This is a genomic window from Rhodonellum psychrophilum GCM71 = DSM 17998, from assembly GCF_000381545.1.
Lineage (GTDB): Bacteria > Bacteroidota > Bacteroidia > Cytophagales > Cyclobacteriaceae > Rhodonellum > Rhodonellum psychrophilum.
In genome coordinates this window covers 26,103-38,700 of record NZ_KB906685.1, presented here as the reverse complement: position 1 = coordinate 38,700, position 12,598 = coordinate 26,103, and the positions used below count along the sequence as shown (strand labels likewise).

At 41.2% G+C, this 12,598-nt stretch carries 12 protein-coding genes; 9 read left to right on the top strand and 3 right to left on the bottom strand.

Translation table 11 applies throughout. The annotated features are described in order from the left end of the window. Window positions 1-13: 13 nt before the first annotated feature. The 8 genes from F824_RS0117380 (at window position 14) to F824_RS0117340 (ending at window position 8,472) form a co-directional block, all read left to right on the top strand. On the top strand, window positions 14-457 hold the full coding sequence (locus tag F824_RS0117380; RefSeq protein WP_019599202.1) for a hypothetical protein: 444 nt from the start codon (window positions 14-16) through the stop codon (window positions 455-457). Then, window positions 454-1,083, top strand: a complete 630-nt coding sequence (locus tag F824_RS0117375) for a flavin reductase family protein (RefSeq protein WP_019599201.1) — start codon at window positions 454-456, stop codon at window positions 1,081-1,083. The genes F824_RS0117380 and F824_RS0117375 overlap by 4 nt, the downstream gene beginning before the upstream one ends. A gap of 96 nt (window positions 1,084-1,179) precedes the next feature. After that, on the top strand, window positions 1,180-2,187 hold the full coding sequence (locus F824_RS0117370; RefSeq protein WP_019599200.1) for a ligase-associated DNA damage response exonuclease: 1,008 nt from the start codon (window positions 1,180-1,182) through the stop codon (window positions 2,185-2,187). Between the two features lie 111 nt (window positions 2,188-2,298). Next, complete coding sequence (locus F824_RS0117365; protein ID WP_019599199.1) at window positions 2,299-3,315, top strand: phosphotriesterase family protein; 1,017 nt, start codon at window positions 2,299-2,301, stop codon at window positions 3,313-3,315. A 102-nt stretch (window positions 3,316-3,417) separates the two neighbouring features. Beyond that, window positions 3,418-4,947 carry a glutamine-hydrolyzing GMP synthase gene (gene guaA / locus F824_RS0117355; RefSeq protein WP_019599197.1) on the top strand — a complete coding sequence of 510 codons (1,530 nt, stop codon included), beginning with the start codon at window positions 3,418-3,420 and terminating at the stop codon, window positions 4,945-4,947. Between the two features lie 174 nt (window positions 4,948-5,121). Continuing rightward, on the top strand, window positions 5,122-6,783 hold the full coding sequence (locus tag F824_RS0117350; RefSeq protein WP_019599196.1) for an ABC transporter substrate-binding protein: 1,662 nt from the start codon (window positions 5,122-5,124) through the stop codon (window positions 6,781-6,783). A 12-nt stretch (window positions 6,784-6,795) separates the two neighbouring features. Continuing rightward, the gene (gene hemL, locus F824_RS0117345) at window positions 6,796-8,088 is read left to right on the top strand and encodes a glutamate-1-semialdehyde 2,1-aminomutase (protein ID WP_019599195.1); all 1,293 of its coding nucleotides are present in this window, start codon (window positions 6,796-6,798) and stop codon (window positions 8,086-8,088) included. 30 nt (window positions 8,089-8,118) lie between these two features. Next, window positions 8,119-8,472 (top strand): Spx/MgsR family RNA polymerase-binding regulatory protein, encoded by a 354-nt coding sequence (locus F824_RS0117340; RefSeq protein WP_026333776.1) that lies wholly within the window; start codon window positions 8,119-8,121, stop codon window positions 8,470-8,472. Window positions 8,473-8,542: 70 nt separating this feature from the next. Here F824_RS0117340 and F824_RS0117335 read toward each other — a convergent pair whose 3' ends face one another. Beyond that, entirely contained in the window at window positions 8,543-9,499 is a 957-nt protein-coding gene (locus tag F824_RS0117335) for an NAD-dependent epimerase/dehydratase family protein (RefSeq protein WP_019599193.1), read from the bottom strand. A gap of 149 nt (window positions 9,500-9,648) precedes the next feature. On the opposite strand from F824_RS0117335, the gene kbl reads away from it, so the two are divergent. Continuing rightward, window positions 9,649-10,845, top strand: coding sequence for a glycine C-acetyltransferase (gene kbl / locus F824_RS0117330; RefSeq protein WP_019599192.1), 1,197 nt, complete (start codon window positions 9,649-9,651; stop codon window positions 10,843-10,845). A gap of 5 nt (window positions 10,846-10,850) precedes the next feature. Here kbl and cdaA read toward each other — a convergent pair whose 3' ends face one another. Beyond that, window positions 10,851-11,717, bottom strand: coding sequence for a diadenylate cyclase CdaA (cdaA, locus tag F824_RS0117325; RefSeq protein WP_019599191.1), 867 nt, complete (start codon window positions 11,715-11,717; stop codon window positions 10,851-10,853). Next, window positions 11,714-12,598, bottom strand: a complete 885-nt coding sequence (gene folP, locus F824_RS0117320) for a dihydropteroate synthase (protein ID WP_019599190.1) — start codon at window positions 12,596-12,598, stop codon at window positions 11,714-11,716. The genes cdaA and folP overlap by 4 nt, the downstream gene beginning before the upstream one ends.

Sequence of the window (12,598 nt, the reverse complement as noted above, 5' to 3'; positions counted from 1 at the left end):
ACCCACCTTTGTTATGAATACGGCAACCAATTCAATAGAACTGAATGAATTTGATTTACTTTTCGAAGAAAGGTATTCAAAAGTATTCGTCAATCATTCCAAAAAAATAATCATCTGTGAGTTATTGACGGATTATGTACCCATAGAGGATTTTAAAAATACTTTTTTGCAGATCAGTGAGGTCGTCAAAAAAGGTGATTTCGATAAGTTTATTTTTGACAAAAGATCCTTAAGAGCCTTTCACCAACCCAGTATGGAATGGTATTTCCTTCATTGGAAAAATGAAATGTTGAAATATGGCATCGTCAAACACCGAAAAATCCTTCCTACCGAGAAATGGTTTGAGAAAATGGTGATGATTGCCAAGGAGCAGATCATGAAAAACAATCCTGATAACATTATTGATCAGCTAGATATCCAATATTGCGATTCTATAGAAGAAGCGATTGTCAAATGATCAAACATTTCGATAAGCAGTCCATATTAGAAGCGGATCCTTCCTTCAGAAGAAACTTCGTCAATTGCCTTTCAGGCTACAAAAGCCTGAATCTCATTGGTACAAAAAATAACGCGGGAGTGTCAAACCTCTCCCCTTTTTCACAAGTCTTCCACATCGGAGCCAGCCCTCCTCTGGTTGGGATTCTATTTAGACCGCATACGGTCGTCAGGCATACTTTGGAAAACATCCTAGAAACTGGTTTTTTCACATTGAACCATGTCACAAAAGATTTTTATAAGGAAGCCCATCAAACCGCTGCCAATTATGAAGGGTCTGAATTTGAGGCCACTGGGTTAAAGGAGGAATATTTATCAGGATTTCATGCGCCATTTGTGGAGATGAGCCCCATGAAAATAGCTTGCTCTTACTCAGAGCACCAGACATTGAAAATCAATGGAACCGTCCTGATCATTGGAGCAATCGAACATGTCTTTGTGAAGGAAGAAGGAATTAAGGCTGATGGTTTTCTTGATTTGGATTTTTTGGGAACTGTCACCGTTTCCGGATTGGATGAATACCATTTGGGAAAAAAACTTTCTAGGCTTAGCTATCCAAAGCCGGGAAAAGGCTTGACTGAAATCTAAAGCTTCACAGCCTGGGATAGGAGATAAGTTTGATAAAAAACGAAATCTTTTGTCTTCAATTCTCTTTTTTTTTAAATTCAGAATCAAACCCACATTATGTCTTTAATCGAACTCACCGATCATGGCCTTTATTGCCCACAGGCGGAGCTTTTTATTGATCCATGGAAACCGGTTGATAAGGCTATCATCACACATGCCCATGCTGACCACTCCCGCTGGGGAATGAAACACTACCTCGCCCACCACCATTCGGAAAAAGTGATGCGGCTTAGATTGGGTTCGGATATCTCGTTGGAAACCATGGAATATGGCGAAATTATGGATATCAATGGAGTAAAAGTATCTCTTCATCCAGCAGGCCACATCCCTGGATCATCTCAAGTTAAGTTGAGTTACAAAGGTAAAATAGTAGTCATCAGCGGGGATTATAAGATAGAGGATGATGGCTTATCCAAACAATTCGAACCGGTGAAATGCCATGAATTTGTTTCTGAATGCACCTTTGGGATGCCAATTTATAAATGGGAACCACAGGCAATTGTTTTTGCTTCCATCAATGCTTGGTGGAAGCAAAATACAGAACAGGGTCGAAATTCTGTGATCTTCAGCTATTCCCTTGGAAAATCCCAACGAATCATCAACAACTTGGATGCTTCTATCGGTGATATTTTTGCCCATGGAGCCATCTGGAACACCAACCAAGCATTAATATCCAATGGAGTTCCTATACGAGACATCCCCAAAGTGACTGCCGAAACTCCTAAATCGAGATTCAAAGGAGCTCTTATCATTGCTCCACCCTCTGCGATGGGGAGTGCTTGGATGAAAAAATTCGCACCCTTCCGCACAGCTGTTTGCTCTGGCTGGATGAATATCCGTGGTGCCAAAAAGCGCAGCGCCGCCGATATTGGATTTGTTCTTTCGGATCATGCCGATTGGGAAGGATTGATCACAGCCATCAAATCCACTGAAGCAGAAAAGGTTTATCTAACCCATGGAAGTACTGCGGCATTTGGCAGATACCTAGAAGAAGTGGAAAAAATCCAAGCAGTTGCTCTTGAAACTTTATTTGAGGGAGAAGCAGCGGATTTGGCTGATGGTTAAGTGGAAACCCACCTTCGTTTATTCTCCCAAAATTGTGTGATTTTTTATTTTTCTAAAACAATGTGGTTAAATTACAGGTATCGATATTTAGCCTGATTCAATAATGGCCCTATGAAACACACCATCCTCTACATTTTCATTCTGGCCATCCATGTTTTTTCCTGCGGCCCAAACCTTCACAAAAGAGCCCCTATCCACACCGCCAAAGGCTTAGTTTCTTCAGATTCTTTGGGTATTTCATTGATTCACGAACACATTCTTGTTGATTTTATTGGTGCTGACAAAACCGGATACAACCGTTGGGATAGAGATACTGTCATAAAAAAAGTCCTCCCCTATCTCCTGGAATTAAAATCCCTCGGAGTGGAAACCATCATGGAATGTACACCCGCCTATTTGGGACGAGATCCTGAATTGCTGAAAAAACTTAGCGAGCTTTCCGGTTTGAATATCCTCACGAATACCGGCTACTATGGAGCCGTAGGCGGAAAATACTTACCACAACATGCCTATTCCGAAACGGCGAAGGAGCTGTCCAAAAGATGGATTATGGAATTTGAAAACGGTATTGAACAAACCGGGATCAAGCCCGCATTTATAAAAATATCGGTAAATGACACATCGGAATTGTCAGAAATGGACCAAAAACTGGTCAAGGCGGCTGCGCTTACCCACCTTAGAACTGGAATGGCAATCGTCTCCCATACGGGATCTTGGCAAACTGCCTCCGCACAAATCGCTATTTTAAAGGCCGAAGGCGTTGACCTTTCAGCATTTGTTTGGGTACATGCACAAGCAGAGCAAGACTTCGGAAAATATTTGGAAGCAGGAAAATCAAAAGTCTGGATCAGTTTGGATGGAGTCGTCTGGGATTTGGATGGTCATCTGGAAAGACTGGTTTTCGCCAAGGAAAATGATTTGTTGAATCAAATCCTCATTTCTCATGATGCAGGGTGGTACAGTCCAGGAGAGCCTGATGGAGGCGATTTTAAGGAATTCACGTCCATATTCAAGGTTTTAATTCCAGCCTTGAAAGAAAAGGGATTTACACAAAAAGAGTTGGATCTTCTGTTGATTGAAAATCCGCGTAAAGTTTTTGCCCTAGGGATGAAAAAAATAAAAGCTTGAAAAAAGACGTCAATGCCTCGATCATCAGTCCAATCTGGAACTATCTTCTGAAAATTTCAGGATATAATTTTCGCAATTTGGATAGCCTGTTTACCTTTGCGCATGGCAGAACAAATATTGATCCTTGACTTTGGTTCTCAGTACACCCAACTCATCGCCCGAAGAGTGAGAGAACTGAATGTATATTGCGAAATCCACCCTTTTAATAAGATTCCAGAAATCACTTCTGAAATCAAAGGAATCATTCTTTCCGGTAGTCCATGCTCTGTCCGAGATGAAGGCGCACCTGATTTGGATCTCGACAGTTTAAGAGGCAAATTGCCAATTCTTGGCGTTTGTTATGGCTCTCAACTTTTAGCCCTTAAGTATGGTGGAGAGGTTCTCCCCTCTGAAATCAGAGAATATGGCCGAGCCAATTTAAGCCATATTGACACCCATTATGATTTAATGAAAGAAATGACCCATGGATCCCAAGTTTGGATGTCCCATGGGGACACCATAAAAGAGTTACCAAAAGGCTTTGAAGTGATTGCGAGCACCTCTTCCGTTAGGGTCGCTGCATTTAAAATCGAAGGGGAAGATACATACGGAATTCAATTCCACCCTGAAGTCACGCATACATCAGAAGGAAAAAACCTCTTGAGAAATTTTGTGGTCCAAATATGTGGCTGCGCCCAAGACTGGACTTCCGACGTTTTTATAGACGCAACGATTGCCGACCTCAAAGCAAAAATCGGTACCGACAAAGTAGTCATGGGCCTTTCCGGAGGAGTAGATTCTTCTGTGGCCGCTACACTGATTCACAGGGCGATTGGAGAAAACCTCACCTGTGTATTTGTGGACAACGGACTGCTTCGAAAAAATGAATTCGAGGAAGTATTGGATTCCTACAAACACATGGGACTCAATGTAATCGGAGTGGATGTCAAGCAACAGTTTTACGACGCTTTGGAGGGATTGACGGAACCAGAATCCAAAAGAAAAGCAATCGGCCGGGTTTTTATCGAGATTTTTGACGAAGAGGCCCATAAAATACCAGGCGTAAAATGGTTGGGACAGGGAACCATCTATCCAGACGTGATCGAATCGGTATCCATCAATGGTCCATCGGCCACGATCAAATCCCACCATAACGTCGGTGGATTGCCTGATTTCATGAAACTCTCGGTGGTTGAGCCGCTCAACACCCTGTTCAAGGATGAAGTGAGAGAAGTTGGCAGGGCTTTGGAAATCCCAGAAACAATCATCGGCAGACACCCATTTCCCGGGCCTGGATTGGCCATTCGGATTTTGGGTGATATCACCGCCGAAAAGGTAAAAACACTTCAGGAAGTGGATCATATTTTCATTCAGGGCTTAAAAGATCATGGACTTTACGATGAAGTTTGGCAAGCAGGAGCAATTTTACTCCCGATTCATTCCGTGGGAGTTATGGGTGACGAAAGGACTTATGAAAAAGTCGTCGCCCTGCGAGCTGTAGGTTCGGTGGATGGAATGACTGCAGACTGGATCCATTTGCCATATGAGTTTCTCGGCAAGATGTCCAATGAAATCATCAATCGAGTAAAGGGTGTAAACCGTGTTGTTTATGACATTTCCTCAAAACCACCTGCTACCATTGAGTGGGAATAAAACCAACCAAAAAAGGTAAGATAAAAGGCTACAGGAAAACAAAAACATACTTCCTGTAGCCTTTTTCATTTAAGAGCCTTAAACAGTTCCCTTTTATTTGACCCAAAATCCATTAAATTTGAAAACTATTTACGTTAGGAATAATTTTTGTCTTTGTAATTTGAAAAATATTCTATGAGAAGCCTTTTGTTGCTATTGATTTTGATTCCTGTATTTGTAACGAATACTTACGCTCAGGACAATTTAGCCAATTATAAAAGAGCCAAAACCCTGATCGGTTATGGGAATTACAAAGAGGCCATGGGTCTTTTGGTGCCTTACATGGATGACACCAAATTTGGAGAGCTTTCCAAATACGCCACTTACCATTTTGCACATGCCGGATACCTCAACAATCAATTTGAATTGGCCTCCACATCACTAAAGCCGCTATTGGAAGCCAAATCATGGAGAAAACTGGATGATGCAAAATATTTATATGCTTTGGCAAATTTCCAGAAAAAAGATAATTTATCAGCATTAGTCGCAATTTCAGAAATTAAAGATGCTAACCTCTTTAAAGAGGCAGAAAAAGCCAGCTATATTTTTCTTAAAAATGAATCCGTGAGTTTTTTAACTTCAAATCTTTCAAAGTTCAACGCCAACCAAGGTTTTATGCAAGCCTTGAAAGAAAAACTGGAAAGCCAAACCATCATGTCCACTGATGAAAAGGCAATCTACAATCAGGTCAAATCCGCGAAAATAGAGGATGGAATTGCGAAGAAAGAAAAAAATAAAAACCCTCAATTTTTGGAAGTGGCAGTCATCCTTCCTTTCAATTATTCCGGGGGTTCCGGAGTAAACAATCTAAATGCACACAACTTTATCTTTGAGCTTTACCAAGGATTAAAATTAGGTGTCGATGAATTGAATAAAAACGGCAAGAAAGTAAACTTACGTACTTTCGATTCTGCAAGAAACCCCGAAAAATTAAAGCAAATATTGGCAGATCCATTTTTGGAAATAGCAGACATCATCGTGGGCCCGGTATACCCTGAGGAAACTGAAATAGTGGCTGCTTTTGCAGAAAACAATGACATTCCCTTTATCAACCCTTTGTCCAACGTAGATGAAAAATTTGAAGCCTATGACTTTGCTTATTTGTTTAGGCCTTCGGTCTCTTCCATCAGCCAAGGATTGATGGATTTTTCAAGAAAAAATCTTGAAGGAAAAAGAATTGCCATCGCATATTCCGGAGCCACTCGAGATGAGCTTTTGTCGAAACAAACTGCAGAATTGGCGGTTAAATTGGGGTACCAAATCGTTGCAAATAAATCGGTGAATGAAAAAGACATCCGTACTTTTTTCTCAAACTTGAACGTTTCGAGAAATTCAAATCCGAAAGCAGACATGGTGTTTGTTTTTTCGGATGACCCAAACATTGCGTCCCCCATTTTCGGATTACTCGAATCCATCAATGTGGATTTGCCGATCTTCGTAATGGACAGTTGGCTTTACTTCAATTTCGCCAATTATGAAATGCTGGAAAACCAAAACCTACGGTTTATTGGCAACAATTCTGTCAGGTTGGAAAGTCCTGAGGTAGAGAATTTCAAAAATGGATTTTATAAGCAATACAGCACATTCCCTTCTTTCAATGCCCATTTAGGATATGACTTGGCCTATTGGCTTCATGAATCCATCAACGTCAATGAAGGTTTTGACCTCAGAAAGAATTTAGACAAAAAAGGTTTCAGGAAGGGAAAAATATCCTACGGAACTAATTTTCAAAACAGTAAGAATAACCGATACATACCCATCTTCAAATTGGAAGACGGTGTTTTGATCGAAAAATAAAATTCAGTTTACATGCAAATCACCAAAAGCAAGGCCTTATTTGAAAAGGCGAAGCAATTTATCCCAGGGGGAGTAAATTCCCCTGTCCGTGCCTTTCGTGCTGTCGGAGGAGACCCCCTGTTTATCAAAAGGGCCGATGGCGCCTTCATTTACGACGAGGATGAAAACTCCTACATTGAGCTGATCAATAGCTGGGGACCAATGATTTTGGGTCACAACCCTCCCCTGATCCGAGAAGCTGTCATCAAAGCCATGGAAAAAGGAACATCATTCGGTGCGCCAACTGCTCACGAGGTGGAAATGGCAGAATTAATTGCCAAGATGGTTCCTTCTGTTGAAAAAGTAAGGATGGTAAATTCAGGTACCGAAGCCACCATGTCAGCGATCAGGCTTGCCAGAGGATATACAGGCAAAGATAAATTCATCAAATTGGAAGGACATTACCACGGACATGGCGATTCATTCTTGATTTCGGCCGGTTCTGGAGCCATCACATTGGGATCCCCTGATTCTCCTGGTGTAACCAAAGGCACAGCCAAAGACACATTATTGGCTCCATACAACAATCTGGAGGCCATCGAAAATTTGGTTGCAATCCACAAAGGAGAAATTGCTGCCTTGATATTAGAGCCTGTTCCCGGCAATATGGGATTGGTTACACCTGCCCCTGGTTACCTCGAAGGGCTAAGGAAAATCTGCGATAAAGAAGGAATCCTATTGATCTTTGATGAAGTCATGACAGGTTTTCGTTTGGCAAAAGGTGGCGCCCAAGAAATGTATGGCGTGACCCCGGATTTGACTACACTAGGAAAAATCATCGGAGGCGGACTTCCCGTAGGCGCATATGGAGGAAAGAAAGAAATCATGGACTTTGTCTCTCCTTCAGGACCTGTCTATCAAGCAGGCACACTTTCTGGCAATCCGATCGCCATGACTGCCGGCCTTGTGATGCTTCATCACTTGGATGAAAACCCAGAGGTTTATACCCGCCTGAATGCCATTGGAAGCAAGATCACAACCGGTTTCCAAGCAACATTGGATAAATTGGGATTGGATTACACCATCAATCACGTGGGTAGTATGTATAGCCTATTTTTCTCCAACCATGCGGTTACGGATTTTGAATCCGCAAAAAAGTCCGATACTGTGCTGTTTGGGAAATATTTTCAAGCCATGCTGAAAAGGGGAATCTATCTTGCTCCTTCTCAATTTGAAAGCCTCTTCCTTTCCACAGCCCTATCCGATGATTTGATTGGCAAGATTATTTCAGCGAACGAGGAATCCTTGATTGAAATCCACCAATAAAGACAGCACTTAAGTTTAAAACAAAAAAACATGAGCCTTATTGTTTACGGAATTAAAAACTGCGATACCATGAAAAAAACCTTCTCCTTTCTGGAGGCAGAAGGTATTGAATATGATTTCGTAGACTATAAAAAGAAAGCACCATCTGAGGATTTATTGTTGAAATTCGAATCAATAGTCGGGATAGAATCTTTGATCAACAAAAGAGGAACAACTTTCAGGAAATTAACCGATTCGGAAAAATCCCTTTTGGAAAACAGAGAATCTGCCATTAAAATCCTGATGGAAAAAAGCAGTATGATCAAAAGACCCATTGTGGAATTTCCAAGTGGACAATTGGTATTGGGATTTGATCCGGAGGAAATCAAACTCAAAAACAAATAAAAAAAGGGAATGGATCGGCTTTGCATAAACCGATCCATTCCCTTTGAAACATATAAAACCTACCTGCTTTTTATTTCAAATACTCCAGGTAAGTGGGTAAATTGGACAGAATCACTTTTGTCATTTTGTCCAGATCATAGTCATGCTTCCAACCCCAGTCTTGCCTTGCAACAGAATCATCAATACTATCTGGCCAGCTGTCTGCGATTGACTGTCTGAAATCAGGTGCGTAACTGATCGAAAAATCGGGGAAGTGTTTTTTGATACTTTGGAAGATTTCTTGAGGAGAAAAACTCATGGCCGCCAAATTGTAACTAGACCTTACCTTTATTTTTTCTAAAGGAGCATTCATCAAATCGAGTGTTGCCTTAATGGCATCCGGCATGAACATCATCGGCAAAAGGGTGTTCTCACTCAAGAAAGACACAAAAGGCTCTCCGGCAATCGCTTTATGATAGATATCGACTGCATAATCAGTCGTTCCTCCGCCTGGTAGTGATTTGTAACCAATCAATCCCGGGTACCTGAGACTTCTTACATCTACATTGTATTTTTGAAAATAGTATTCACACCATCTTTCTCCCGCTTGTTTCGATATCCCGTAAACGGTATTGGGTTCTTTCACACAATATTGAGGGGTATTGATTTTGGGCGTATTCGGCCCAAAAACCGCAATAGAAGAAGGCCAATAAATCTTATCGAGTTTTTCCTCCCTCGCCAACTCCAAAACAAAAAGTAAGCTCTCCATATTAAGGTGCCAAGCAAATAGTGGCTTTTGCTCTCCGGTGGCAGACAACACCGCTGCCAGATGGTAGATTTGTTTGACATTTTGGGCTCTCACCAATTTTCTCAAGGCGTCTCTATCCATTGCATCCAGCACGGCAGTCCTACAAAAATTCAGCTTTTCGATTGCCAAGGGATTAATGTCGGTGGCAATGACATTGTCACCACCATATTGTGAAGCAAGCGCCTGTGACAATTCTGATCCAAGTTGTCCAGCTGCTCCGATTATAAGAATTCTTTCCATTGTTTGACTTTTGACCTCTTCGTTACCTCAAACCTGCTGAGGTTTTTTGATTATATTTGGGAATTGATTGTTACAAAAATAATGATTTCATTGAATGATTTTCATTTAATTCAAAGGAGTGTTTTCTTTAAAATTAGAAAAAAACTAACATGTACGACACCTTAAAGCCCAAATTACAAAAAGAGTTAAAAGAAATAGAATCTGCAGACCTTTTTAAAAAGGAAAGAGTCATCACTTCTCCCCAAGCTGCGGAGATCACCATCTTTGGGGGACAAAAAGTATTGAACTTTTGCGCAAACAATTACCTGGGTTTATCTTCTCATCCAAAGGTAATCGAAGCCGCAAAAACTGCGATCGACACGCATGGATTTGGAATGTCCTCAGTTAGATTTATTTGTGGGACCCAAGACATCCATAAGGAACTCGAAAGGAAAATATCGGAATTTTTGGGCACCGAAGACACCATTTTGTATGCTGCTGCATTTGATGCAAATGGTGGGGTTTTCGAGCCGATTTTTGGCCCAGAAGACGCCATTATTTCTGATGCACTCAATCATGCCTCCATCATCGATGGCGTTCGACTATGCAAGGCCATGCGGTTTAGATACCTGCACAATGACATGACAGACCTGGAAGCCCAACTTCAGGATGCCGAAGCCAAAGGCGCCCAACAGAAGATCATCGTCACAGATGGTGTCTTTTCCATGGATGGCACCATTGCCCAACTGGATAAAATTGTCGCTTTGGCAGAAAAATATGGGGCCTTGGTCATGTCTGATGAATGCCATTCCACTGGATTTATGGGCAAAACAGGAAGGGGCGTCCATGAATTGAAGGGGGTAGTAGGAAAGATCGATATCATCACTGGTACTTTGGGGAAAGCCTTGGGTGGCGCTTCCGGAGGATTTACTTCCGGAAGAAAAGAAATCGTGGAATTGCTTAGACAAAGATCCAGACCCTATTTATTTTCCAATACACTTGCACCTTCGATTACCGGAGCATCCATTGCCGTCCTAGATCTGTTATCGGAGACTACCCAATTAAGGGATAAGTTGGAAGAAAACACAAAGTACTTCAGGTCTAAAATCACTGAGGCTGGCTTTGATGTCAAACCAGGTGAACATCCAATCGTACCGATTATGCTTTATGATGCTGTTTTGTCACAAAAAATGGCTGAGAAACTATTGGAAAAAGGAGTCTATGTGATCGGCTTTTATTTCCCAGTCGTACCCAAGGGACAAGCCCGAATAAGAGTCCAAATTTCTGCCGGCCACGAAAGAGCGCATTTGGATACCGCCATCCAATCCTTCATTGAAGTTGGAAAAGAACTTGGTGTATTGAAATAAAAATTTTATGCCTTTGAGGGGGAAGGTGTGAACTTTCCCCTTTCATATACAGAGATCGATTCAAATTTATCATCGATATCATTGCCACTCAAGTATCCATTGATCAACTCCCTCACTTCCTGAAAAGAAAGATTGTGAAGAATTTTTCCGTTTTTGGCCAAAGAAGTCTGTCCCGTCTCCTCTGAAACAATCAGCACCAGCGTATCTGTGGCCTCTGACATGCCGATAGCAGCACGATGCCTCAATCCAAATTGTGCCGGCACATCCCTTTCCGTTACAGGAAGAATACACCTTGCGGCTTTCACTTTTCCATTGTAAATGATCACTGCTCCATCATGCAATGGGCTGTACTTGTTGAATATTGAAATCAATAGCCGTTTGGAAACCAATGCATCCAAAAGATCTCCGCTTTCCGCATAGAATTTCAGCTCAGAATTATTGGAAATCACCATCAAGGCACCCATGTTGGTTCCCGCAAGGGCTTTGGATGCTTCAATGATTGGATTGATATTAAATGCTTCTGTCTCCCTTTTTCTCCAAAACAACAATTCTTGAAGAATATTTTCATTTGAGAGAATGGAAGATTTACCAATGATCATCAAGAATTTTCTGATTTCTGGAGCAAAAATAATGATGGCAGCAATGACACCGACTCCCATAAATTGGCCCAAAATAATGGAAAGCAACTCCATCCTCAAGGCACTCACCAAAAGGTAAACGAGATATATGGAAAGAAACCCCAAAAAAATCTTAATGGCAACACTACCCCTTAGAAGCTTGTAAATTTGGTACAATAGCATGCTCACCAATGTAATATCAATGATATTGACAATGGATATTTCTAAAAAACCAATTTTGAAAAGTAAAATCAAGGGTAAATTTGTTTATATAATTTGACTGTTTCTACTGCTTCTTTCACGTCGTGTACCCTTAGAATATTCGCGCCTTGTGTTAAGGCAACCATGTTGAGAGCTGTCGTTCCATTTAAGGCTTCTTCCGGTGTGCAATCCAACGGTTTATAGATCATCGACTTCCTTGACAATCCAACCAAGATGGGTACCTGATTTATCTTAAAATAAGACAATTTTTTTAGAATATAGTAATTTTGCTCCAATGTTTTGGAAAAACCGAATCCTGGATCAAGTATAACATCATTAATGCCAGCTTTTTTGCATTGGTTCAATTTTCTGGAGAAATTTTGTGCAATCTCCAAAATAATATTTTCATAGCCCGTTTTCTCCTGCATATTTTGGGGATTGCCTCTCATATGCATGGCAATATAAGGAACCGAAAGCTTACCCACGGCTTCTAACATTTCCGTATCAAGGTCCCCTGCAGAAATATCGTTGACAATATCCGCACCTACATGGACCGCTTCCTTGGCAACATTTGCCCTGAATGTGTCAATGGAAACCAAACAATCGGGGAAATGAATCTTGATTTTTTCAATAACAGGAAGAATACGGTCCATTTCCTCTTCCACAGAAACCATGGCTGCACCGGGTCGGCTGCTGTAACCTCCGACATCAATGATTTTGGCTCCCTCTAGAAGCATTTTTTCTACGCGAAAAACAGCTTCATCAAGCTTCTTTTGCACCCTACTACCAACAAAAAAGGAATCGGGAGTTACATTTAAAATACCCATGACCCAGGGTTCCTCCAATAATAATAGCTTTCCTTTACTTCTAAGTGTTATTTTTGGGGTAAATAATTTATCTTCGATTTCAGAAGAAGAATTCAAAATATTGTTCAT

Coding starts and splice junctions, on each gene's coding strand:
- F824_RS0117380 (WP_019599202.1), top strand. CDS start 14: ATGAATACGGCAACCAATTCAATAGAACTGAATGAATTTGATTTACTT.
- F824_RS0117375 (WP_019599201.1), top strand. CDS start 454: ATGATCAAACATTTCGATAAGCAGTCCATATTAGAAGCGGATCCTTCC.
- F824_RS0117370 (WP_019599200.1), top strand. CDS start 1,180: ATGTCTTTAATCGAACTCACCGATCATGGCCTTTATTGCCCACAGGCG.
- F824_RS0117365 (WP_019599199.1), top strand. CDS start 2,299: ATGAAACACACCATCCTCTACATTTTCATTCTGGCCATCCATGTTTTT.
- guaA (WP_019599197.1), top strand. CDS start 3,418: ATGGCAGAACAAATATTGATCCTTGACTTTGGTTCTCAGTACACCCAA.
- F824_RS0117350 (WP_019599196.1), top strand. CDS start 5,122: ATGAGAAGCCTTTTGTTGCTATTGATTTTGATTCCTGTATTTGTAACG.
- hemL (WP_019599195.1), top strand. CDS start 6,796: ATGCAAATCACCAAAAGCAAGGCCTTATTTGAAAAGGCGAAGCAATTT.
- F824_RS0117340 (WP_026333776.1), top strand. CDS start 8,119: ATGAGCCTTATTGTTTACGGAATTAAAAACTGCGATACCATGAAAAAA.
- F824_RS0117335 (WP_019599193.1), bottom strand. CDS start 9,499: ATGGAAAGAATTCTTATAATCGGAGCAGCTGGACAACTTGGATCAGAA.
- kbl (WP_019599192.1), top strand. CDS start 9,649: ATGTACGACACCTTAAAGCCCAAATTACAAAAAGAGTTAAAAGAAATA.
- folP (WP_019599190.1), bottom strand. CDS start 12,598: ATGAACAATATTTTGAATTCTTCTTCTGAAATCGAAGATAAATTATTT.